This window comes from Paenibacillus sp. RRE4 (assembly GCF_031844205.1).
GTDB classification, from domain to species: domain Bacteria; phylum Bacillota; class Bacilli; order Paenibacillales; family Paenibacillaceae; genus Paenibacillus; species Paenibacillus xylanexedens_B.
Genome location: NZ_JAUZUT010000003.1, coordinates 155,888 through 181,225 on the forward strand (window position 1 = coordinate 155,888; position 25,338 = coordinate 181,225).

General features: G+C 46.7%; 18 protein-coding genes. 6 read left to right on the forward strand and 12 right to left on the reverse strand.

Annotated features, from left to right (window positions below):
• Positions 1–81: 81 nt before the first annotated feature.
• The gene (locus tag Q9R46_RS19450; RefSeq protein ID WP_311281402.1) at positions 82–885 is read right to left on the reverse strand and encodes a DNA-binding protein; all 804 of its coding nucleotides are present in this window, start codon (positions 883–885) and stop codon (positions 82–84) included.
• A 166-nt stretch (positions 886–1,051) separates the two neighbouring features.
• On the opposite strand from Q9R46_RS19450, the gene Q9R46_RS19455 reads away from it, so the two are divergent.
• Positions 1,052–1,405, forward strand: a complete 354-nt coding sequence (locus Q9R46_RS19455) for a helix-turn-helix domain-containing protein (protein WP_311281403.1) — start codon at positions 1,052–1,054, stop codon at positions 1,403–1,405.
• 75 nt (positions 1,406–1,480) lie between these two features.
• On the opposite strand, the gene Q9R46_RS19460 is transcribed toward Q9R46_RS19455, so the two are convergent.
• From Q9R46_RS19460 to Q9R46_RS19485, 6 genes are all read right to left on the reverse strand, one after another.
• Entirely contained in the window at positions 1,481–3,181 is a 1,701-nt protein-coding gene (locus Q9R46_RS19460) for a histidine kinase N-terminal 7TM domain-containing diguanylate cyclase (RefSeq protein ID WP_311281404.1), read from the reverse strand.
• A gap of 416 nt (positions 3,182–3,597) precedes the next feature.
• Positions 3,598–3,777: a hypothetical protein gene (locus Q9R46_RS19465; RefSeq protein ID WP_311281405.1), complete on the reverse strand. Its 180-nt coding sequence runs from the start codon at positions 3,775–3,777 to the stop codon at positions 3,598–3,600.
• A gap of 48 nt (positions 3,778–3,825) precedes the next feature.
• Positions 3,826–4,596 carry an AAC(3) family N-acetyltransferase gene (locus Q9R46_RS19470; RefSeq protein ID WP_311281406.1) on the reverse strand — a complete coding sequence of 257 codons (771 nt, stop codon included), beginning with the start codon at positions 4,594–4,596 and terminating at the stop codon, positions 3,826–3,828.
• Positions 4,597–4,856: 260 nt separating this feature from the next.
• Positions 4,857–6,281, reverse strand: a complete 1,425-nt coding sequence (araA, locus tag Q9R46_RS19475; protein ID WP_123063856.1) for an L-arabinose isomerase — start codon at positions 6,279–6,281, stop codon at positions 4,857–4,859.
• Between the two features lie 509 nt (positions 6,282–6,790).
• Positions 6,791–7,486, reverse strand: coding sequence for an L-ribulose-5-phosphate 4-epimerase (locus tag Q9R46_RS19480; RefSeq protein ID WP_090923505.1), 696 nt, complete (start codon positions 7,484–7,486; stop codon positions 6,791–6,793).
• Between the two features lie 2 nt (positions 7,487–7,488).
• Positions 7,489–9,108, reverse strand: a complete 1,620-nt coding sequence (locus Q9R46_RS19485; RefSeq protein ID WP_311281407.1) for a xylulokinase — start codon at positions 9,106–9,108, stop codon at positions 7,489–7,491.
• A gap of 515 nt (positions 9,109–9,623) precedes the next feature.
• On the opposite strand from Q9R46_RS19485, the gene Q9R46_RS19490 reads away from it, so the two are divergent.
• The 3 genes from Q9R46_RS19490 (at position 9,624) to Q9R46_RS19500 (ending at position 12,941) form a co-directional block, all read left to right on the forward strand.
• Positions 9,624–10,715 carry a GntR family transcriptional regulator gene (locus tag Q9R46_RS19490; protein ID WP_311281408.1) on the forward strand — a complete coding sequence of 364 codons (1,092 nt, stop codon included), beginning with the start codon at positions 9,624–9,626 and terminating at the stop codon, positions 10,713–10,715.
• A 166-nt stretch (positions 10,716–10,881) separates the two neighbouring features.
• Positions 10,882–11,736: a helix-turn-helix transcriptional regulator gene (locus tag Q9R46_RS19495; protein WP_311281409.1), complete on the forward strand. Its 855-nt coding sequence runs from the start codon at positions 10,882–10,884 to the stop codon at positions 11,734–11,736.
• A 242-nt stretch (positions 11,737–11,978) separates the two neighbouring features.
• Positions 11,979–12,941, forward strand: a complete 963-nt coding sequence (locus tag Q9R46_RS19500) for an aldo/keto reductase (protein WP_397386393.1) — start codon at positions 11,979–11,981, stop codon at positions 12,939–12,941.
• 146 nt (positions 12,942–13,087) lie between these two features.
• Here the strand turns inward: Q9R46_RS19500 and Q9R46_RS19505 are convergent, their stop codons facing one another.
• From Q9R46_RS19505 to Q9R46_RS19525, 5 genes are all read right to left on the reverse strand, one after another.
• On the reverse strand, positions 13,088–14,302 hold the full coding sequence (locus Q9R46_RS19505; protein ID WP_311281411.1) for a HAMP domain-containing sensor histidine kinase: 1,215 nt from the start codon (positions 14,300–14,302) through the stop codon (positions 13,088–13,090).
• 205 nt (positions 14,303–14,507) lie between these two features.
• Positions 14,508–18,269 carry an InlB B-repeat-containing protein gene (locus Q9R46_RS19510; protein WP_311281490.1) on the reverse strand — a complete coding sequence of 1,254 codons (3,762 nt, stop codon included), beginning with the start codon at positions 18,267–18,269 and terminating at the stop codon, positions 14,508–14,510.
• Positions 18,270–18,415: 146 nt separating this feature from the next.
• Positions 18,416–19,285 carry a response regulator gene (locus Q9R46_RS19515; protein WP_311281412.1) on the reverse strand — a complete coding sequence of 290 codons (870 nt, stop codon included), beginning with the start codon at positions 19,283–19,285 and terminating at the stop codon, positions 18,416–18,418.
• Complete coding sequence (locus Q9R46_RS19520) at positions 19,257–21,764, reverse strand: ATP-binding protein (RefSeq protein WP_311281413.1); 2,508 nt, start codon at positions 21,762–21,764, stop codon at positions 19,257–19,259. Before Q9R46_RS19520 ends, Q9R46_RS19515 begins: the two co-directional genes overlap by 29 nt.
• A 170-nt stretch (positions 21,765–21,934) precedes the next feature.
• Positions 21,935–22,480 carry a 50S ribosomal protein L25 gene (locus tag Q9R46_RS19525; RefSeq protein ID WP_311281414.1) on the reverse strand — a complete coding sequence of 182 codons (546 nt, stop codon included), beginning with the start codon at positions 22,478–22,480 and terminating at the stop codon, positions 21,935–21,937.
• A 337-nt stretch (positions 22,481–22,817) separates the two neighbouring features.
• On the opposite strand from Q9R46_RS19525, the gene Q9R46_RS19530 reads away from it, so the two are divergent.
• Positions 22,818–24,290 (forward strand): hypothetical protein, encoded by a 1,473-nt coding sequence (locus tag Q9R46_RS19530; protein WP_311281415.1) that lies wholly within the window; start codon positions 22,818–22,820, stop codon positions 24,288–24,290.
• Positions 24,291–24,451: 161 nt separating this feature from the next.
• On the forward strand, positions 24,452–25,324 hold the full coding sequence (locus Q9R46_RS19535; RefSeq protein ID WP_311281416.1) for a hypothetical protein: 873 nt from the start codon (positions 24,452–24,454) through the stop codon (positions 25,322–25,324).
• Positions 25,325–25,338 lie beyond the last annotated feature (14 nt).

The window sequence follows — 25,338 nt, forward strand, 5'->3', positions numbered from 1 at the left end:
CACTCATCGGTGCTATAGTCCTATATGCATATACCCACATCCAAGCATATCCTACCATTTTTAGTAAACCCAATAACGCCCCTACTTTATCCCCGCCAAAAACACCCGATACCGCTCAATCTGCTCCTCCGTCGCCATTTCCCGCAATGATTCCAAAACCGCTGTACACTTGATCATATGCCTCTCCATCCCCAGTCTGTCCGCTATACACATCGCCTTTAAAATAAATTCCACCGCCTCCTGCGGCCTTCCCATCCACTGTTCATATAAAGCTCTTTTGTAAAAATAATGATACATATCATCGTTGTTTAACGAATCCATCCCCACTCCTGACCCATCAACCTTCTCCTCAAGCATCTGTATGATAAAATCAATCCGCCACCCATGCCGCACCGCGGCCTCTGTGATCACCTTCAACCCACACAAACGTTCCTCCGGATACTCCAGCAACAGGTTCACATAGCCTTCCAGTAACTCAACCTGCCCTGCTTCAATCTCTAGTGCATACCGATGGATTTCGGCTTTACGTTTGAACTCCTGCACAACTTGCAACTCTGCCTCATCCGTTCCTTCCATACACCCCAATGTTGCATACTGCCGGATACAAGCTCGCGCCTGATCGATCTGCCCCAACTTCTGATAAGCCATACCTCGCATCATATGACTCCATCCCATGTAATAAACCAATGGATGTTCCGTATGGATATGAAGTTTAGACCCACCTTCCTCCTGACGCTCCATCTGTTCTTCATATATACACTGCGCGCACTGGTACAATACGTCCGCTGTCTCCAGCACCTTGTTCCAATTTTCAAAAGCCACAGCCATATCCAGCATATCAACAATAATGTCCGGTTTGAGGGATTTCAGGATCGATGATCGCAAAAAGGAAGCCTCCTTTAATTAGCTCATTTGAAATTATTGTATAGATAAACAAAAAGAAGATCAATATAAATTGTACTAATAAGTACTATTATAACTAAATTTATTTTACACTCGTTAGTCTGTCGTGACTTTATATCCTCTTCTAACCTTAAGTGGAGGTGATCAAATGAGTTTACCAGAAGCTGTTGGTAATCGAATTCGTGAATTAAGAAAGGCCAAAGGCTGGACTCAGGAGCAACTGGCTGAAGCCGCGGGTCTTCATTACAGTTATATTGGTGGAGTTGAACGAGGAGATCGCAATATTTCTTTGGAGACACTTGAGAAGATCATGAATGGCTTTCAGGTTCCTGCCGAGCAACTTTTTAAATTCAAAGAAGACTCTTCGTACAGAAGAGCCTTGGATGAGCATATGACTTTAGTTAGCGGTCAAGATGCGGAACAAATCGAATCTTTAACCAGAATTAACAAGGAAATCTTGATCTCGATTGAGAATGCAAAAAAACTCTCAGATAATTGTTAATTTGAACATGTATATCATACATACTCTTTCCAAGAGCGGAGTCTTTGTCTCCACTCTTTTTTCACCTTACCCTTCTCACACCACGCCCCGCGCCAGCACCCCATACTCCACCCGGTTCCGGCCCTTTTGCTTCGCCTGATACAGCGCCTTGTCCACTGCATCAAATAGCTGAATTAAATAGCGCTCGCCATCCTCCGGCACGTCTTCATCCTCATACGCAAAATCATCAATCGATAGAATACCGACGCTAATGGTAATCGCTATTTCCCCCAACCCATAATTCAATGCAATACGGTTGGACTCCACGGCCTGTCTTACACGCTCTGCAATATCAATCGCTAGATCATGCTCGGTATGTGGCAGGTAGATCATGAATTCCTCTCCGCCGTAGCGGGTCAAAATATCCGTACTGCGCACCGATTGACGAAGTGCCTCTGCCGTGCGCACCAGTACTTCGTCCCCAACCACATGACCATAGTGGTCGTTAATAGCTTTGAAGTGGTCGATATCGAGCAACATGAGGGAAAACGGCATTTTATATTGAAGGTTCGTGAGTACTTCATGATTCAGATGTTGCGTCAGGTAACGGCGGTTATAACACTGCGTCAGACTGTCCGTCAGCACCAGCTCTTCCAGCTTGCGGTTGGCATCGGATAACTCCTGCCGAATCAGATCCAGTGCCTCATTGCGCTCTTGCAGCGTCTTATACTGCTGATTCATCGCCTTGGCATAGAAGCGCTCCTGCGAGACATCCTGGAACGTCAGCAGATGCCCTAGCGGTGCAAGCGCCGAGTCCACGATCGGAGACGATTGCAGAATGTAGTGACAGAGCTGATGATCCTTCTCCACGATCACTTCGATCTGGCACAGCTCCATTTTTTTCAAACGATACTTGTTCAGAAACGTCCGGGCATCCCCCTCCACAGACACCCCTGCGAGAAATGCATCCATGTCCCAGGCATCCCCCACATGTTGTTCTATGAAAAAACGAGAGGCTTTGTTCACCTCCACAATCACTTCGTTCTCATCCAGCACCATTATGCCATACGGGATCGTATTAATGACGTCCTCGTGGGCGATGGAGACCAGATTGAATACGTTGTACCTTTTGATCACATACACGAAGAACAGGTCGGACAGGAAAATCCCCAGCGAGGTCAGACCCGGAATAATCGGCAACCAGCGGCTCAGCAGTACATTAAGAATCGCATCCAGCGTCGCGAACATGGCCAGCACAAAAATACCCCAAAGGGTGATTTTGACCTGCTTTTGAATCATCGCAGGGGTCTTGGAGGAAAATACCGCACGAAACATAATGACGAGAGAAGTCACGAAGTAGCTCACCAAAATGAACATGACCACCCAGAACCACGGGCCATAGGCACGCTCGATATAACCGCCCTCCAGAGGTATCACAAAATCATGCCAAGGGTTCGCAACAACCCCAATCGCTCCGATCACAGCAGGCACAAACAGCAACACCAGCCGCTTTTGGCTTAATCGTTCCGCATAACCGGTAATAAATAACGTCAGCAGCAGCCACCCGCTCCCCAGCAGCGAGACCGCTACAAAGGACAGCAAAACATAGAATAATTGCAGGCCCGGATCATCGGTGAGCGTACTCGCAAATTGACAGAAAGGCCACATCATCATCAAACCGTGAAACAAAAAATATACCTTATGTAAATTCGTAATTCTAACGGTAGCAAACACATACACGCCCACACCAAACAATAACACGAATAACGAAAGATCATACCACACTAATGGGTTCACGAATCTTCTCCTTCTTGGAAGTGACACTGTTCCATAGTTATCAGGGGAATTCTGATAAGTTGATATACTTTTGAATTTTAGTACTAATCTACTTCTGTCATTTTGTTATTTATGATATTTCTAAAAGCACTTATATGGGATGTGCGCTTCAGATTTTGCACTTCTTCATAACCCCTACTTTACGCTGGTTAAATTACCCATATCGTACCACACCCCTGATACGCTGAGTAGCCCATTCACTGGAAGTCTGCCCAACCTCTGATTGAAATCGTATTCATTTTTTGCACTTTTGTGAACGTTTTATTTGAAGACTCCACGGCAAAAAAACGCCCAGCTTTCAACTGAGCGTCTTCCAGCCGGTAGCGGGATACGTAATCTATTTTATTGAAAAGAAAGCTTCACTACTTGTAACTCTCCTACGTCCATGCTATTTCTATTTTTCTTTTCAATCTGTCCATAACTTGCTCATGATCCATCAAAGGTTCTTTAGTAGCAATCTGCTTCTCTGCAACAATTAAACGAAGTTGAAGCTCGTATCTCGCCTCAGTTAGTCCGTTGTTTCCATCCAACTGATTAGAGGACCGCTTGCTTTCCATAAAAATCAGACTCCCTTTTCGCACCTGATATCGACGCTTCAATTCCACTTACTTCACATCTGCCAAAGGCTCATTGTCCGAGAACAGATCCGGATTTTCCTTCAGCATCTCCGTAAGCACCTCGGTTGTTCTCTCAGCATCACAGACACTTGCGACGGCATCTCCAAAACTTCCTTTGTGCATCGCGCCTGCTTGAACTAGCACCTCATCCACCTTCCAGAAGTGCTCTGACCAAGATAGTCCGCAATGTCTGCGCGAAGGCACGGAAATCTTGGTTCCATCTGACAAAACGGTATACAGCATCTCATGTTCATCGGTCATTCTGCCCGGAATGTCCACCCACTCCTCGATTCCATGAATAAACGTGTTTCGTTTCAAGTCCACCCCCACCAGCAGAATTGTCGCTTTGCGATCAAGTAGCTTGCCCCATGCAGAACCTCGTGCACATGGCGTATCGAAGAGATGATCGTCCTGTGTAAACGTCTGTGCGTCCTTACCCAATGCCGCTACAGAGTGTGTAGGATGCCAGGAACGGACAACGTTAGGACGTTTACGGAACAACTCCGGCAGAATGCCTACACAACAGGAAGACGTTTCCACGTGGAACAATGGATTGCTTTTGTTAATGGTAGACCACGTATGCGTAGGCAAAACGAGCAACCCATCCTTCATATAATCACTCAGCGCATCCAGTACGGTATCTGCTCCGCCTTCCACCTCCCCCATACTCTTCATCGAAGAATGCATCAGCAACGTGCCGTGCCGATCTATGCCTAATTCCTCTAGCTGTGCGATAAGACTTTCGTATGTATGTGTCATCTTGGTAACCTCCTTGGGATCGAATGATGATCGAAAAATAAAAACAAAGAGCCGAGATATACTCTCGGCCTCTGTAATTCCACTTTTATACGGCAAGCAGATGCTCGCTTTAACGTTGAATACGCTTATGAATTTGATCTCTGATACTCCGATCATACTTCAGGCATGATCGGATTACAACCGATATTCATTGGTTGCAGTTAGAATTACGTTAATAATCAATGAACTATAAAATGATGATTCCATGTTAGTGAGTATGACTATTTAATCACAACGTACTCCAAGTTCACCAGCTTCGCATACGTGATGATCTGATCTGTCGTCAGGTTCAGAGATACCACCGTGTGGTGTCCGCCGCCATTCTCAATCCAAGCTTTAACGCCGTCTTGGAAGTTCGGCTTTACCGTCCACAACACACGAGCGACTGGCAGATTTGGCGCCGGAACGGTTGGTTCGAAGGCAGATACTTCGTTGATGAGCAATTTATAGTGTGTACCGAAGTCAGCCATGGACACCACGACACCTTCGCCAGCTTTGCCGTCAAAGACGAGACGAGCCGGGTCTTCACGATCGCCAATTCCCAGTGGAGATACGATGATTCTTGGTTTAGTGCTCGCCAGTGTCGGATCAACCTCAAGCATGTGAGATTGCAGAATGGCTTCTTGACCCGATGCCATTTCATACGTGTAATCTTCCATGAAGCCTGTGTTTTCGTTGTGAGCCATAATTTTGAGCAAACGATCCAGCGCCGCTGTTTTCCAATCCCCTTCACCCGCAAATCCGTAGCCTTGAGCCATTAGGCGTTGTACGGCCAGACCCGGAAGTTGCTTCATACCATGCAGGTCTTCAAAGTTCGTTGTGAAGGCCGTATAACCGCCGTTATCCAGGAACTTTTTGATCGCAATTTCATAGCTTGCTTGCACACGTACACTAGCTTCCCATGCTTCTTTGCTGTTGGTGCCATAATCGAATTCATACAGATCCGCATATTGAGTGATCAATTCATCAATCTCTTGCTCAGTTACAGCGTTTACGTACTCGACGAGGTCACCAATGCCATAGTAGTCTACTGTCCAGCCAAACTGGATTTGAGCTTCGACTTTATCCCCTTCTGTTACCCCTACGTTACGCATGTTATCGCCGAAACGGGCAACTTTGATGTTAAAGCTTTCGTTGTATGCCACCGCTACGTCCATCCAGTCTGCAACCTGCTGTTGCACTTCCGGACGCTCCCAGTAACCCACAACAATTTTATTTTGTTTTCTTAGACGTGCATTGATGAAGCCATATTCACGGTCACCGTGTGCCGCTTGGTTCAGGTTCATGAAGTCCATGTCGATGGTTGCCCATGGAATGCTCTCGTTATATTGCGTTGCGAGATGAAGCAATGGCTTTTGCAACAATTTCGTACCGCGAATCCACATTTTTGCTGGAGAGAAGGTATGCATCCAAGTGATGACACCCGCTACTTCGTCGCGGTAGTTCACTTCTTTCATGATGCTGGTGATTTTGTCTGCGGTTACAGCCAGATCTTGCAGTACGAGTGGATAAGGGAGTACGCCGCTAGCGTTAAGGGCATCTGTAATTTTCTGTGCGTTTGCTTTAACCTCACCGAGTGCTTCTTCACCGTACAAATGTTGTGAACCGACAACGAACCAAAACTCTTTTGCTGCTGTTGCTGACATGGAATCATCCTCATTTCGTTAGTTTATAGTTGGATAGGGTGGGTTTACACCGGGTCACTCCGATTGCAGTACCATCTTTCGATCGCTGGTTATCCTCGGATTTCTTTTCCTTCCCCTCTTAAGGGGGAAATCCGATGATAAACGCCAAGCATATCCTTCCGAAGTAGCTTTCGTGCCGAAAGCTTTTAGCTTCGCTTCTTCAGATTGGTTCTGCACTCTCCGTTAATCGGTGTAAAAAGGTTATTCAACTGCGGGTCGGGCAGGGTAGTTACACCGGGTCACTGCGATTGCAGTACCATCTTCCGATCGCTGGTTATCCTCAGATTTCTTTTCCTCCCCTTCTTAAGGGAGAAATCCGATGATAAACGCGAGCGCTTCGCTTCTTCAGATTGGTTCTGCACTCTCTGTTAATGGTGTAAAAAAAGTTCTATTCAACTGCGGGTTGGGCAGGGTAGTTACACCGGGACACTCCGATTGCAGTACCCATCTTTTGTCATTAAGATTAAGAATTACTTCTGGCCGTAGTATGCATCCTTGCCGTGTTTACGCAGGTAGTGTTTATCCAAAATGCCTTGTGGTAGCTCTTTGGCAAAGTTGTTCAGCTGGCGGGCGTACAGGTTCATTTTGCACACTTCTTCCAGCACAACGCTGTTCACCACAGCCGACTTGGCGTCTTTGCCCCATGTAAACGGTGCATGACCATGCAGGAGCACTGCTGGAATCGCCATTACATCCAGTCCGCGTTGTTCGAACGTTTCAATGATTACACGGCCCGTCTCTGCTTCGTATCCGCGATCAATCTCATCCTGGTTCAGGAAACGTGCACATGGCACGGCTCCGTAGAACGTATCGGCGTGAGTCGTTCCCATGACAGGTACGTCCAGGCCTGCTTGCGCCCAGATGGTTGCCCAGGTGGAGTGTGTATGCACGATGCCGCCAATTTCCTTGTAGTGTTTGTATAGAACCGCATGCGTAGCGGTGTCTGAAGAAGGTCTCATCTCCCCTTCAACCACGTTACCGTCGAGATCGACGACAACCATGTCGCTGGCTTTCATTTTTTCATAATCGACTCCGCTTGGTTTAATGACGAACAGACCGCTTTCCCGATCAATCGCGCTCACATTACCCCAAGTGAACTTCACCAGTCCGTGCTTCGGCAGCTCCAGATTGGCCTCAAATACCTCTTGTTTCAGTTGCTCCAACATGTTTAGTTTCCTCCGTTCTCTACCAGATGCTCCACAGCGGCATGTTCAATGGCAAGTCCGCTCCGGTAGCGTTCGATAAATGCTTCAAATCCCTTCACATCGGCGGCTTCCGGTGCCACTTCGACCCCTTCGACATCCTTGAACACCTTCTGCTCCAGGAAAACATCCAGCGTTTCTTGCTCACCCTGATTAATCAGGTACGAAGCCAGCAAAGCCATACCCCACGCGCCGCCTTCACCAGCGGTAGACATTACCGATACCGGAACGTTCATGGCCGCTGCTACGATCCGCTGTCCCACCACAGGCGTTTTAAACAGACCGCCGTGCGCCAAAATGCTGTCAATGGCCACCTGCTCCTTCTCCGTCAGGATATCCATACCCATCTTGAGCGCGCCGAAGGCACTGAACAGATGCGTACGCATGAAATTCGCCAGGTTAAACTTGCTTTCCGGAGAGCGAACGAACAACGGACGTCCATGCTCCAGCCCTGTAATATTTTCACCGGAGTAGTACCCGTAGCTAAGCAATCCGCCCCCATCCGGGTCGGCTTCAAGCGCCTTGTTAAACAACACGCTGAACAGCTTGCCGGAATCGGCCTCGATGCCCATCGCCTGAGCGAACTCGCGGAACAATCCGATCCATGCGTTCAAATCACTGGAGCAGTTGTTGGCATGTACCATACCGACCGGACTGCCATCCGGCGTGGTCACCATGTCAATCTCGGGATATACGCTGGACAATTCCTTCTCCAGAACGATCATTGCAAAGACTGACGTGCCCACGGAGATGTTCCCCGTCCGTTTGCGTACACTGTTCGTGGCAACCATACCTGTTCCCGCATCGCCCTCTGGAGCACAGAGCGGAATCCCCGCTACCAGTTCTCCTGACGGATCAAGCAGCTTTGCTCCAGCTTCCGTCAATGCACCTGCATGTTCACCTGCGAGGTACACTTTAGGTAGCAAATCCTCAACCTTCCACGGATAACCTTTGTCAGCAATATGCTCATTGAACTGGTTGATCATTGCCGGGTGGTAATTATGCGTTGTCTCGTCAATCGGGAACATCCCCGATGCATCGCCGATCCCAATTGCCTTATTGCCAGTCAGCAACCAGTGGATGTAACCCGCCAGCGTAGTCAGGTAATCAATCTGAGGCACATGCTGCTCTCCGTTCAGAATCGCCTGATACAGATGGGCAATGCTCCAGCGTTCAGGGATGTTGAACTGCAACAGCTCGGTCAGCTCGCGTGCAGCCGCACCCGTCGTAGAGTTACGCCACGTACGGAACGGTACGAGCATTTCCCCTGCCTGATCCAGCGCGATATATCCGTGCATCATGGCAGAGAAGCCGATTGAACCTACAGTCGTCAGCGGTACACTATACTTCTGCTGCACATCCTGCTTCAACTCGCGGTACGCTGTCTGCAAACCCGTGATGATATCCTCCTGATTGTACGTCCAATAACCGTCTTTCAGCAGGTTCTCCCATTCATAACTGCCGGAGGCAATCGTCTCAAAATGCTCATCAATCAATACAGCTTTGATGCGCGTTGATCCAAGCTCAATCCCAAGTGAGGTTGCGCCCTTAGCAATAGCTTCTTTCACATCCACATGACTCGTCACTTCCGCATATCCCCTCTCTGCTCGCCATCTACGTCCGTGGAACGGCATCTATTACAACTGCACCCTCGTCAGGTGCAATCCACCACCTACGTTCGTGGCTATAATCTATTTCAGCATTCCAAGAATGCGCTTTCCTATTCTGACAGCCTTAGTATATTTTTTGTACGTACATTTGTCAATGAAATATCAAAGTTATACTCACAAAGAAAAACTTTTTCAAAATATTCAGTAATATCAACGTATTTTCAATCGTTTTACTTTTAAAATGTAAGGTTCAATTTGACAAAATCGAAGTCGGTTGTACGTAACATTCAACAGAATGTACGGTTTCGCTTGCAAGCAAGGCGATTCATGCTAGAATATGTACGTACAACTTAAGCACTGATTTAATAACCTATATATTGAAATACTATGGATTGAATAATATAGAAGGTTATTCTGTCATCGAATTGCAATGCACGAACAACCTGTAATTCAGTTTTTATATAGACGTTACAACGAAAGAAGTGGACGAATTGAAACCTAAATACCAAGTGATTATTGATGATATAAAGAGTCATATCCTGTCCGGGACTTACAGCATCGGCGAGCAGATTCCTACTGAATCAGCCTTGCAGGAAAGTTATAACGTGAGCCGTCAGACCGTTCGTAAGGCCATCTTGGAGTTGTCTAACGAAGGTTTTTTACGCAGCGAAAAGGGTTCGGGCACCTACGTCAGCAATCTGTACCGATCGCGAGCAGGTGGCAACACTTCCAAGAAGACGATCGGGGTCATTACCACCTATATCTCGGACTATATTTTCCCTTCCATTATTCGCGGTATCGAGCGTCGTCTGAATGAGGACAACTACTCGCTTCTGCTCGCCAGTACGAATAATGATGTAGCACAAGAGAAAAAGGCACTTGAGATGATGTTATCTTACGGCGTAGATGGTCTGATTGTTGAACCGACGAAAAGCAATCTGTACAACCCGAATATTGCGTACTATCTGTCTTTTAAGGAGCAGGATGTGCCGTTTGCGATGATCAATGCATTTTATGAGGAGTTAGAGGTCCCCTTTTTCTGTCTGGATGATGTACAGTCCAGTTATCTCGCCACGAAGGAATTAATCTCCAAAGGCCACACCCAGATCGGGATCATTGCCAAAATGGACGATCTGCAGGGCAAGTACCGGATGAAGGGATACATCAAGGCACTAGGGGAAGCAAAACTGAGGTTCCATCCCGAGCATGTGCTCTCGTTTGATACCGCATCGAAAGCGGATCTGTCCGCAAACGTGACAGCATATCTGCAAGAAAATCGGGAAGCACTCACCGCGATTGTTTGTTACAACGATGAAGTTGGGCTGGAAGTGGTGCACTCTTGCCGCCAGCTCGGTATTTCGATCCCGGATGAGCTGTCCATTATTGGTCAGGACAATTCATATATCGCCAAAAATGCCAACATAAGGCTCACCACGCTCACGCATCCCCAAGAGCAGATGGGTCGTGATGCTGCCGATTGGGTTATCCGCAAGTTGCAGGGAAAGAAAGACCTTCCCGATCAAACCTACTATCAGCCTGAGCTGGTGGAAGGCGAGACGGTGAAGGAGATGGAGATTGAATAAACATCCTCATGCTCGCAACGTAAGCCAGTAGCAAGTGATATACTAGATGGGTCACGGAGTAATATATATCGTAAGGATAGCGTAGAGTTCCATACGATTTACGTTTATTTACGTTATCATCAGCAATACAATTTTGGATAAAAAGAGTTCAGGAGGTGATCTCGTCATGGTTGAAATGAACGGCCTATCACAACCAGCACATCTGTCACCTGTGGACTTGAACAGCATGCGTGCCAAAACGTTGGGAGATTATCTGAAATCACGACGCGCCCGGCTTCAACCGGAGCAAGCAGGACTCGCTAAGACTCATGGTCAACGCCGGACACCTGGGTTACGCCGAGAAGAAGTCGCCATACTGGCAGGGGTTAGCGCAACCTATTATACGTTTCTGGAACAGGGCCGAGAGGTAGCCGTCTCCCGAGAAGTTATCGAGAGTATCGGCCGGGCACTTCAATTGTCTCCCGATGAGCACACCCATCTGCTCGGCCTATGGAATGGCAATGAACCTGAGATGGCCCTGCCAATTACCTCGGAGATCACTCAACCTTGGCGGGATATTGTGAATCAGATGGCGTTTCCTGCGTTCATCACGAATGATCGTGCCGAGCTGCTTGCCTGGAACACAGCTGTCGACAAGTACGTATTGGACTACACTTCACGTGCTCCAGAACAACGGAACATGATGTCTAGCTTATTTACAGATCCGGAAATGCGCGCTCGACTTATCAATTGGGAGGAGATGGCGGCACATTCCGTTGCGATATTCCGTACCTCTTATGATAGATATACACATGATCCGTGGTTTCCCAAGTTTGTAGATGATCTTTCCAAAGAAAGTTCTGAATTTGCATCGTTATGGGAGCTGCACCACGTAGAGGCAAAGAGGGTTACGCGCGTTTACTACCAACTGCCCGACCAAGAACAAGCTATCGCATATGACATTAATTCGTTATCATTCACGCTGGATCACCCGGATCTGCATCTGTGCATCTATTCTCCAGTCAAGGAACAGAAATCTTAAACAGCGCTTGCCCCTCTTCTATCACAGATCGATTGATCTACACTTCATTTACCACCGTAGTCCTATACAAGACAACCAGAATAATGCCATCCTGGTACTGCCGTTACTAGCATAAGCATGCTGTGGTTGGGGTAGTAACTGCGAATTAGAATGGAATCATGCCTTAAGCATAACGATGAAGGTACTATATTCTTTAATTTGCGGAAAAGAGGGATGATCGGATGGAGTTTAATAATAATGGAGTGGTAAAAAGAAAGTTAGGTTCACTTGGACTTGAGGTATCCGCACTGGGACTTGGTACCATGATGATGCCTGACAACGAGGATTCTATACGTACGATTCATGGTGCACTGGATCACGGAGTTACCTTGTTCGACACAGCTGATATATACGGGGAACATTTCATGCAACAAGGACGGTTCGGAGGTAACGAGCAGCTGGTTGGCCGAGCTCTGAGAGGCCGGCGTGATCAAGCCGTTATGGCGACCAAATTCGGCATTGTATCTCCAAACATGAAGGTACTCGGACACCCGGCGTATATCAAAAAATCAATCGATTCCAGCCTGCTTCAACTGGGCACCGATTACATCGACCTGTACTATCAGCATCGCGTTGATCCGGATGTCCCCATTGAAGAGACTGTCGGCGCTATGGCTCAACTTGTGCAGGAAGGTAAAGTCCGCTTCCTTGGTCTCTCGGAAGCAACGGCGGATCAGATCCGGCGGGCACATGCCATTCACCCCATCACGGCGGTAGAAACAGAATACTCGCTATGGAGCCGCGAAGTGGAGGATGAGGTGCTACCTGTGCTGGATGAACTGGGGATCGGTTTTGTACCCTATAGTCCCTTGGGACGCGGATTCCTGACTGGACAGATTCGGACGTTTGATGATCTGCCTGCGGATGATTACCGCCGCTTCTTCCCTCGTTTCCAAGGAGATAATTTCAATAAAAATCTGGAGGTCGTTCGGCTGATTGAGCAGCTTGCCGCACGAAAAGGCTGTACTACACCTCAACTGGCTCTAGCCTGGCTGCTGGCGCAGGGGGAGCAAATTGTACCTATACCCGGTACGAAACGTCTGGATCGGTTGCAGGAGAACCTTGGTGCATTGCAGGTCACGATCACACCGGAAGAATTGGCCGAGATCGAACAAATCTCGCCAAAGGGGTTTGCAGCCGGCGAGCGCTATCCTTCGTTTTCCTGAGGTCAGAGTTGAATAAGAGTAAGAACAGGAACAGAAAAAGGCTGCCATTCGGCAGCCTTTCTTGACTCACTTTTTAAATCTATTTATGCTCGGACTCTTCTTTTATTTACTCCTCTTAACAGGGAATCTCCCACTCTTCATTCCCTTCAGCCGCGGTCTGTTGCCGGAAACGTCAGGATCACCGTCGTACCTACTCCCTTCTCACTCTCATACTTAATCGTTCCGTTAACCTTCTCTACGATGTTGAAGCAGATCATCAGCCCGAGTCCCGTACCATTCGTTTTCAGCGAGTAAAACGGGGTACCCAAAGCTTTAACTTCCTCCTCCGTCATCCCGCACCCCTGATCCACAATCTTGATCTCCACCTTCTGCTTCACAAGTCTTGCTGTTACATGAACCATGGCTCCCGTATCCGAGGCTTCCAGAGCATTCTTGATCAGATTAATGATCACCTGCTTAAACTCAACGGCATTCATGAAGATCGTGCAGCCCTCTTCAATCTCGATATCGATATGTTTATTGGACAACATGGCGTAGGAGCCCAATAGGCTAGCTACCCCCTCAAGCACCTCTTGCACACGTACTTTCTCATCAATCAATATTTCTCGGTTCGGTTTGGCAATGGACAAAAATTGGGAGGTCACCTGTTCCACCGTATTCAGCTCATCGATCATCAGCGCGAACTTCGAGCGATCTGCATCGTTGAAGGCTGCATTTTGTTGATACAACTGCAGGAATCCTCGTACCACCGTTACCGGGTTACGGATTTCATGAGCAACGGCTGCAGTGAGATGCGCAACCATCTTGAGTCGTTCGGATTGTTGTACCTGTTCCAGATATAGCTCCTGCTTTCGAATCCGATCAAAGGTTAAATAGAAAATGAGGAACAGGAGCAGCTGACTCGCCATAATATTAATCAGATTGCCAGCCAAATCTATATGTATATATTTGTAAACATTATCTTGCATGTGAATATACGTCGTCACAACCACCAGCATAACTGTATTCAAGCTGAGCGAGATATAAAACAGTTTGAAATCATAGAACAGAATCGCGAGTGCCGGAAGCAAACAGATCATAATGTATGTTGTCCACGTCTGAGGATAGATCAATGCAAGCGTGTAAAAATAGACAAACCCGAGCAAAATGATGCTCAATCGAAATGCAAATGTTTCATATCTAGGGTAAATGAGAAGACATACAGGTATCGTCACAACACATAACAGATGAATGACATATCCAATGGTAATACCCTGAAGCTCTGCGGTAGATACTGCTAATCCGGCTACCATTAGAAGGATCATTAAAAACATAGATATGTAATAGGTCTTCCGGTTCATTGGACTATGCAATTCCTTCATCTATTCACCACCTTGTTCGTAAACTTCATATATATAGTATTGTATCTTATTTCCTGTATTACCTTCCATGGATGAGTAATAATTTATTTTTTGACTCCTGACACCAACCAAAATAAGCTGCATGGACAATTAGCCCATGCAGCTTATTTCAATTCATACATTTTAGTTTAGATCTATAATACCCCTAGACAATAAACTTCTATTTCTACAATACATGCTCGATGAAGCGTTCAAGCATTGCCGCCACTTCGGCCCGTGAAGCGATATTTTCGGGAGCAAAGTTTGCCCCTGCACGCCCAGTCATTATACCAGTTTCCTGCATATACCATGCAGCTTGCTGTGCCCAGACAGCGATATTTCCTGCATCCGTATACGTCAGTTGACCTGGACTGGACACGTCTCCCCCAGACAACTTCAAGAAGTTGGAGAAACGATATAACATTGCCGCAAGCTCTTGTCTGGTCACGGTGCGATCCGGCTCGAATTTACCGCCGCCAACCCCTTGAATGATTCCATTTTCATAAGCCCAATCGATATAAGAGCCATACCAGCTATCATACTTAGCATCCGTGAATATCCGCGTTCCTTGAGTCTCCAGCGGACCGTAACTGCGTTCATACATCCGACCGATGACCGTCGCCAGCATCGCTCGTGTCATACCGCCGTTTGGCGAGAATTGTTCTTTGCCTGTGCCTAAAAAGATTTCACGTTCGGTCACGAACTGAATTGAAGATACACCCCAGTGTCCAGCAATGTCCGTGAACATCTTAGGGTTAGGCTGGAACAGCACTTTAGCCCATGATGGTGCAATATATTTCATCGTTCCCGAGTCGTCAGAAGCCAAACCGATGAACAGCTTCTGACCATTTGAGGTGTAGTAATACGGCAAACCAGCGTCGGATACGGTCTGGGTATCATTTTGTTTTTTGGCAAAAACAACCTGAACGCTGTGTGCAGCCTTCACTTGGTTGAACGTATAGCTCGAAACAGCTCCCACACTCACGCCATCAATCAGAACATCGGCTACGATGTAACCTTCTTGAGGTGCGAACAGGAAAGTCTGTGAAGCACCTTGTGCTACATTCACAGTTCCGTTTGGAGAGATCGCTCCACCCTGAGAGCCGGTCACGGTCAATGTGTAGCTAACACCGCTTGATGTTGCTCCTCCAGCACTGCCACCGTTGCTCCCCCCGGTACCTCCGCCTGTATTACCTCCAGTATTGCCTCCGTTGTTACCGCTGTTACTTCCATTGCTATACGCAATAGCGTACGTCGAGAAGTTCTGTGAGAAGATGGTGAGCTCTTGGCCTGTAGGATCAATCATAAATCCTTCTTGTGTTGGCATCGAAGTAGAATAAGCCAATGAATTCATCTTCTCGGCTACACCGGCATGATAGCGATACAATACGACATCACTTTTACCAGCAAGATTCACCGGAACGATGATTTTCAGCAACTTACCAAGCGTCGGCAACGTAACTGTTGTATCCGTCTGAGTTACACTATCCGTTAATGTTTTAAACAAGGTCATGTCCAGATACATGTCAATGACCCGACTGCCTGCAATCGCCTGAATAGCCGAGGCGCCACCCGCAGTAGTTTCGTTCTGTTTCTCTACCGTCAGCTTGAATTTCACTGCTCCACCCTGATCCACCTGACTCTTATCTTCTGCAGTGAATGAAGTTGGATCGTTAAACAGGTCATTCAGCCTGTCTACCACAACGTTAGGTGTATCTGTTCCTTTCACTTCAAGAGCCGTGTTCTTTTTGCCTTCTGGCAGAATAATATACTGATCTCCAAAATCAAAGTTGCCATCCTTCACCACAACAAGCATCGTAACCAATTGCTCACCCTTGGTAACAACCAGGTTGTATGTGCCGTTTGGCACGCCCGTAACCATAAAGTTCCCATTTGTATCTGTCACAGCTGTGGTGCCAAACTGCACATTTCCCTGCATGACCTGTACCTGTGCACCGGCAACCTTTACAAACGGAGTAGCATCATTAATGACTGTACCTTCAATGCTATATACATGTTTATCCCAACGTGCGTAGAGCTTCGTATCAGCAGATACCTGCTCATTTATCTGCCACGGTTTTGTCAGCCCAGCATCCTTGTACCAGCCGACAAAAGTGTATCCGTCACGCGTCGGTGGCTCTGGCATTGCCAAAGTCCCCCCGTGAAGCACTTCATCTTGTACGGTGTACACATTACGGTCACCATCGTTGTAGTAGAAGGTAAACATATTCGTCCACTTGGCATACAATCGAACTGTACCTTCTTCTCCAGACCCAATAACCGTTACAGGATTACCTGAAAAGTTACTGTTCCTGTACCAGCCTGCAAATCTTGCCCCACTCAGGGAAACATCTGTAGGTAACGTCAGATCAACCCCTGGGTGATATCCGTTCACATTACCACTTACAATCGTTCCGCCATTCAGGAAGAACTTGATAGCATAAAGTGGATTAATGAATACCTTGGCACTGTGTGAGCTAAAAGAGTTTGCTGTAGCTTTTACCCGTACTTCATATTGATCCGGGAAAAGCCCCGTAACCGTATTTCCTGTAATCTCTCCCCACTCGACTGCGTACTTGATTTTGTATTCCATTGTGTTATTCACTTGTGTTATTGCGCCGTCACTTCCGTTTAGTGTAGCTTCATCCGTGTGACCGATCGATGGCGCATCTGGTCTTGCTGGAATGGTCAGAAGTTGTGGATCACTATCTACTGTACTTCCTGAAATCCCTTTTTTTACAATAGTCAGATCTGAATTAAACCAGCTATCTTCAATCGCAATCTCACCAGATGCATCTGCAACGACTTCCGTATTATTAATCGTATACGTAGCTCCTGGTACAAACTGGGTCAGCTTCTCGTTATAAAAATTGATCACACTTTCAGGTGTAAGCTCCTGCTCCGATTCTTCTTCACTATATTGGGCATAAACGACTGTATCCTTATTGAAAATGTAATCCGTTGTGATTTTCGTACCGCCAGTTCTAGCTGTATACCAGCCCATAAAAGTTAATTCCTCATGACTTGCCGTAGGTAAAGTTTGAAGTTTACCTGATCCATTCGTTTGCAGACTTGCGGTATTCACTTGGCCACTGCCAGCATCAAACGTAATGTTACGTGGTGTTGTAAGATGATATCTGTACTCGGTATCCCCGGACATATTATGTTTTACCGTTGGGTTAAGCTCGGTTACAACGCCATCTGTCACAAAGTTTTCAATCAGTTTCAAGCTTCCGTCACTGTAGGAGTTGGACGTGAAATATCCGCCGGTAATACTCCAATATTGCGGGTCCAGTGTACTTCCACTCCAGATCAGCAAAGCTTTTGAATTATAAGTTCCGAGATAACCACCCGATACCGTTACATATGCCCCATTTCCGGCATCCAGCGCCTCAGATCCTTCAGCATCGAAATAACCGTATACAACCCCTCCGCTCATCTCGAAATGAGCTCCTGCATCATGGACATATACGCCCTGCCCCGCGCCGATGATACCGCCAGACAACAGCTTAACTGTACCGTCCTGCCCGACATTCAAGCCAGATCCGCTACTGCTACTGTTAACATATTTGATGTAACCATTCTCTTCAGGAGAGGTATCCTGAATAATTAATGTTCCTGCTTTGGCGAAAATGGTGGAAGCTTCTCCTGTTTCACCTGATACTCCAGTAGCATCCCTTGTTATGTTAAAGCCGTTCAAATCCAGTGTTACACTTACTCCAACGCGCTCATACGTAATGTTGTTTCCTGTTGAAACGTTATCAACCAGCTTGATGGTTTGTCCGTCCGACGCCTCATTCAAAGCCATAGATACATCCCAGTATTCTTGGTTGGTCGTTGTATTCACTGCAACAACGGGTACAGGCTCCGCTTGAACCCTCGTCCCCCATCCACCGCACAAGCTCAACGTCAGCACCATAATCAGGGATACGCTTAGCCATTTTTTCATTGTTCTCACGATCCTGTTGTTCCCCTCTCTGCTCTCTGAATTTGTTCATCATGTCTGATGCCCATTCTATAAGAGAACACTCGCAAAACACTCGCAAAAAAAGACAGGAATCTACATATTCTGCAGATTCCTGTCTTCAATAGGAGTTAGTCGGCTTGTTTCAACTTCTCTGCCTGCTGTCTATAGGCTTCCCTCGTAATATCCGACCACAACCAGTCTTCCCCCTCCAGATACTCCCCGCGATACACAGCCAGCGCCTGCTGTCTGGCTTCCTCGGAATATGTCTCATTGAACTGACGCACGGCCGAATCAAAGGTACGAAGATCCCAATCTGCATGCAGCACTCGCAGAATATATCGATCATTGGCATACTCAATCTCAAGCTCCGTACAACCTGCAGCTTTCAAGTTTTTACGCATGGCATATAACGAAGTCTGCAAATACGCCAGTGCTCTCTCAGGCTCATAGTGACCCCATTGATCATCACACAGCTTGTATTTGGACAACCAACGGCCTTCATGTTGCAAAAAATAGGCTAGCAACTCTCTCGACTTCGATCGCGCCCACTTGATGGACATATGGCCTTGCTTCACCTCAAACGGGCCAAAGCTATGAATAGAGCATTGCCCTTGAGTCAACCCGGGCTTCTGGGCAACCTGTTTGACCAGTTTATCTACCGCTTTACGAATTCGCTCGGGGCGAATCGGTTTAAGCAAATAATCGATGGCGTTCACATCAAAAGCCTGTGCAGCGTAGTGATTATAGGCTGTAATAAATACAATCTCCACATCGATCCCCTTAGAACTGAGTTGCTCTGCAAGCTCGATCCCGCTCATTTCTGGCATTTCAATATCAAGAAAGATACACTCCGGCCTTAGGCTTGCAATATCCTGCATCAGCAGCAGCGGATCTGTATACGCACCGATAATGTCGATTCGTTCATCTTCTTTCAGGAGCGAGACTAATTCATTTAGTATAATAGGCTCATCATCCAGCAATATGGCTCTCATTGTCATCCGTGCTGTTCTCCTTGTTCCATGGAATTTGAAGTATAATGGTTGTCCCCTCATTCGGGCGGCTACGAATCTGTATCCCTGTGCCATAATGCAGAATCATTCTGCGCTGAATATTCATCAGTCCCACACCTGAACGGGCCGCAGGCTGTCCCAAAAGCTGTTGCACCCGTTTGGGCTCCATCCCAACGCCGTTGTCCTCTACTATAATGAGTGCTGTATCCTCTTCACGTCGCACCGTCAGACGTACAACACCACCCGCATTTCGGGTCATGATGCCATGACGAATCGCATTTTCCACCAAAGGTTGGATGATAAGCATGGGAATTTTCAGCTCCACACGTTCATCGATGTCATACTGCATATCAAGCCTGTCTTGGAACCGTTCCTGCTCAATCGATACATAAGCTCGAACGGTAGCAAGTTCGCTCCCAATAGAGGTGAACTCTTCACCAGACTCGAAGCTGAAGCTGCCCCGCAAATAATCGGACAAATCATAAAGCAACCCCTTGGCTCGCATAGGGTCTACCGTACTAAGTGCCGCAATTGTACTCAAGGAGTTAAATAAGAAGTGGGGTTTAATCTGTGCCTGGAGAAATGAAAGCTCAGCTGATATTCGATTTCCTACCGATTCTTTGAGCTGCACCAGTGTCTTAACCCTCGATTTAAGCTCCAACGACTCGAAGGGTTTGGTTAAATAATCGTTAGCCCCTGCTTCAAATCCGATCTGCAGGTCTTCAGGTCTTGCTCTCGCAGTAACCATTAGTACAGGTAGATCCAGCGGTTGAAAACGCTGGCGTATTGTACGAAGCACATCATACCCTGATATTTTTGGCATCATAACATCCAGGATGACCAGATCATACGTAGGGGATTGCTCTAATTTGGCCAACGCTGCCATTCCATCCGAAACAGCGGTCACATCATACCCATCGTTATCCAAAACGTGGAATAGTGCTGCAAGACTCGCCGGGTCATCATCCACAGCCAAGATGGCATAACTTTTTCCTTTTTCCGTTTTGACTCGCTTAGTCGTTAATACATGTTTCTCCGCAATTAGCGTAGCTTGCACATCTGGTTGTTTTCCATATACCTTTTCCTTACGTTCGTTACTGATCGGAAGCGTAAACAGAAAAATACTCCCTTCACCCTGCCTCGATTTAACCCAAATAGTTCCACCGTGGAGTTCAATCAGTGTTTGTGTTATGGACAACCCCAATCCTGTTCCGCCAGCTTCTCGAGTTTCAGTGGAATCCAATTGGTAGAACGGGTTGAAAATATCCTCTAACCGATCATTCGGAATGCCCATTCCGGTATCCTGTACCCAGATCTCGACATGATCCTGCTTAAGCACAGCCCCAGTCCGAATATGTCCATGCTGCGTGAATTTCAAAGCATTGCCAACCAGGTTATAGAAAATCTGATAAAGACGCTCTTCGTCCGCATATACAGCAGGAAAATCGGTAGGAATCTGATTGATGAATTCAATCGGTTTGCCATCATTAAGCTGACTTATGACATATAATGATGCATCTGCAATGGAGTGAAGGTCGATCGACCGCAGTGTTAGCTTCATGCCTCCACTCCTCATGCTGGAGATATCCAAAATGTCGTGTATAAGGCGATCTAATCTGCGCGCTTCCGACAGAACCGTCTTAAGGTTGTGTCGCTGAGATGTATCCTCAGCCCCCGCTCTATCCTCCAGTATGGAATTTGTAATATTAATAATGCCATTAAGCGGTGTGCGCAGTTCATGCGATGTATTGGCGAGAAATTGATCCTTGAGCCGATTCAGCTTGATCAGTTCCTTATATACCTGTTCACTCTGCAAATTCAAATAAACAATTAACAAAGAAAATGCAAGGGCGATCCATAGTACGCTTAATCCAAAAAACATACTTTGCAAAGCACCGGCGACTAGTGGCGGAAGTGCTGCGAAGAGCAAGGCCCGAAACTCCTGAACAGATACATGTTTTCGTTTGAGAATAACCAGCCCAAGATAATAGAATAGATAGATATAACACATGGCGGGCATCAGCAGAAAGTAAGGGCCTCGGTGATATACATGATCTGCATCCACGTAAAAGAGATACCCTCCTGACAAGCTTCCCAAGGAAAGCACCGCATTCACCACAATTGGAAGACAGATCACAATGGCCGTTAGCCTGCTCATGCCCTTTCGTTTGTTCCGGCGTATGACCGCATCCAGATAGAATATCCAGAGTGCCTCTGGCACCGGATTCAATATGTAAAATACACATATAACAGCCGGGAGAAGTTTGCCTACCAAGGCTGCATCGCTCCCAATAAGCATGTTGAGCACCATTTCCAGCAACAGCAATGACATATTGGAGAACAGCAGCACCAGAAAAACACTTCTTAGTTCAGACTTCTCTTTATTTCGCCTGAGCATATGGAAACAAATAATAAGTGTAATAATTAAACCAATGACAGAGGTTTGGACGTAATATAGGAGCGGCATGCGGCTCCCCCTTTTCGGCTGTAGTATTTTAATAGATTAAAGTAAAAAATGAATGTAGACAAGAAATAAAAGAGGAATGAACATGGATAGATAAAAAGAAAAAATACCCCAGCTTGGTTAAGCTGAGGTACCACAATAATCTCTAACTTTATGTTTTTAGCAAACCCTCGTCAAGGTTTAATCACAGAGAGAAGTGACTCGTTGCCCTCTGAGATCACCGTTACTTCCGGCGCGAACTCGGCATCCTCAACATGTAGGGTTTGACCGATTTTCATTGCACTAATATCAAACTCGACCACGGTTGGCAAATGACGAGGTAGAGCCTCCACTTCGATAGTAGCTAACTGAATCTGTACAACCCCGCCGTACTTCGCATCCTCTGGGGTTCCGTTGAACTTGACCGGGATTTTGGTACGTAGCACCTCATCGTTCTGTACCTGCTGAAAATCGACGTGAATCAAATCTCGTGTAACCGGATCACGCTGCAGATCTTCCAGCAATACGGTAAGTGAAGGTTTTTCTTCGAATTGCAGTTCGATGAATCCGGACGCACCTTGGTTCAACCATTTTTGAAATGGTACCGACGGGATATGAATCATCTCATTCTCTGTGTTTTTGCCAAAAACAATACCCGGCAGGCGTCCAGATTGGCGCAAATTCTGAAGTCCGGACGGCTTTAATTTGATACGGGTCTCCGCTTGTATATAAGTAGTCATGCTATGTTCGCTCCTCTGTATTCTATGATTTTCTGTACACGTTCACTTTCCATCATCCAACATTCCCCTACGGGGACTAAAGAGAGAAACATAGCATCACCACCTCCACACGGCTTCATTTTAAAACCATTAAATGTAAACTCCCATAATATACAGCAAGGCACTCTACTTGGAAAAGTAGAATGCCCTTGGGATGCTTCCAGCCTATCATAGAAACCCCTGTTTGTCGATGAAGCAACTACCTGTACTACCATGATATTCATCACTTAACAAATGCATATATTTGGTATATTATAGAATTGTAGCAAAAAATTATAAGAAGAGAGGAGTTTACACTTTGAAAAAGACACTCTCCATGCTTATCGTCATGAATCTGGTTCTGACCTTTGCTTTTAGTTTCAACGCTTCGGCTAACAATGATTATGAGGGAAAAGAACTCCCTGAGGCACGCATTACGGAACAGGTCATACAGCCAGACACTGAGATTATCACTGAGCTGACCAAGGCTCCCACCGAGTTGGATTCCACTCCATTGAAGGAACACCGGCTCAAGGAAACGGTCAACCTGAATGAATCTTCTGCCACTTCCAAAACGCATAAGCAACAACGTTTGCTGGCTACTCCGCAACCGGAGGATACAGATAACACAACAGCCGCAGCTGAGACCACTACATACACTGGCTACATCCAGGAGCAAGGCACCTCAAGCTACTTGTATCCGATCTATGTACAACCCGGGCATATTCTGCAAGTACAGATGGATAATCCCGCATCCGCGCAGCTTGATTACGATCTATATCTCTATGAATTCGATATGTCCACCGGGGAAGTGAATCCGAACCCTATTGATTACTCCATATACGGGACGTATTTGAATAATTACGGTAACGGGTCCAGAACGTTATCTGAAAATGTAGGCACGAAAAATAACACTTCTGGAGCCAAAGCCTACTTAATTGAAGCCTACGGCAAGGTTGGTGCCAGCATCAACGAACCGTTTACCCTGACGGTCTCCACAAGCTCGACTTATGATGCCTTCGAGACAGACGAGAACGCGCTTCGGGCCTACCCACTTACAGTCGCTATTGGCGGCTCTACACTCGCTACTCGTTCATTAAATTCGGAGATTGATCAGGATTGGTACAAAATCACCGTTCCAGAGAACAGAAACTATGATGCGATGCGCATCACGCTGGATCAATCTTCAACGGCAAATGGTTACAAAGCTGAATTGTACGGAGCTTTAAGTAACAATCGAATGGCCTTGATGCCAACTACGAACGGTAATGTATCGTTAGGTACGGGCACTTATTATTTGAAGGTCTATACAACCAACACGTATTCCGACACCAACTATTCACTGCATTTGCAGCCTGTATTACGTGCAGACAAAATTGTCATTACGGGCTACAACTCCAACGGCGGCCCCAATGATTACCCTTCTTATGCCTATGGACGCTACTACCGAATCACGGGATCAAGCTTCACGGTGACAGGGGTTGCGGCTACTTCTGATAACTATGCCGTTGCTAATGCGGAAGTCGAGGTTATCTGGGCGAATGATGCCTGGTCTGAAAGCAGCAACAACCGTTATCGCAGTGCCAAAGTCATGACCAACAGCAGTGGGCAGTTCACTGCAACGTTGTCCCTGCCTCCTTCCGCCGGCAGCCTCAGTCAGTACTTGCCAGGAGCCATAAGCTTCACACATTATTATGATCTTTGTGCTGTGCTGGCCAGAGTGACAAGTCTTCCAAGTGTGAATACGACCGATATTGTGTATCACTTCGCCTACAGTATTTATGGCGGTTGATTGAATCAAGGAGAGCGACGAGCGGTGAAAGATAGCCGTTCGTTGCTCTTTTTTTGTCCATTTATATTAAAAATATGGAATATTATTCCGATAACATAAAGAGACATGTCTGAGATGGAAAAATTAGAGCGTTTATTTTTAACGAATAGGGGTGTTTACGAATGAAGGTTCAAAGCACAACGCCGTTTGACCTCAATGCCTACACTCATTCACAACAACGCACAGGACAAGCGAATCCATCAAATCAACCAACGATGATTACAGGGAAGTTCGATTTGTCTCATGACACAGATACCGTAGAGATCAGTAACGCTTCCCGGCAGCTTGCCTCCTCGGATGTCGTGAACCATTCAGCCGTTTACTTTGGCACCGTTCAGATCAACGAGTCACTGGAACGTCTGCTTAAGGGCCATCCTTCCGAGGTTAAAGAAACGGTGTATGGCATCATTCAATCTAATCTGATTACGGATGTAACAGATGAGGGCCATCGATCCGCTTTACTCGAACTTGGTCTAACTCAAGCACAATACATAGCGGACAACTACATGAAGGGCGATCAGGCCACCGAGTTCATGAATACGATCCGCCAGATTGGAGCGATCTCCACAACCAGAACAATTAACCCCGAAACGAAACAAATTCAGTATGATACACCACCACAACGGCCGGTTGGTGCACCGGAGGATTACGTGGATCTTAATTACATGATGCGCAAATTCCAGCCTCAGACCTATGATAAGTTGCAAGACGCCATCGTAAACAACAAGGACTGGGGCAACATTCTACAGAACTTTGCGAAACAGGCATCCACGAATCAAGCATGGATCAAAGAATACCGTGAGGATGCGACTCGCCCTGCGGGTAACCTGCCCGCCAAGAACCGATTTGAACAGGCTGACACGACTGACCTGGACTCATTTGTCCATGCGGTGAAAGAGATGATTACCCGGACCGATTCACCAAACAACAAGCTGCTGATTGATAATATCGATGCCTTTATGCGAAAACTTAAACCCGAGGGTAAGGCTACCTAAGCAGAAGTTAGGTC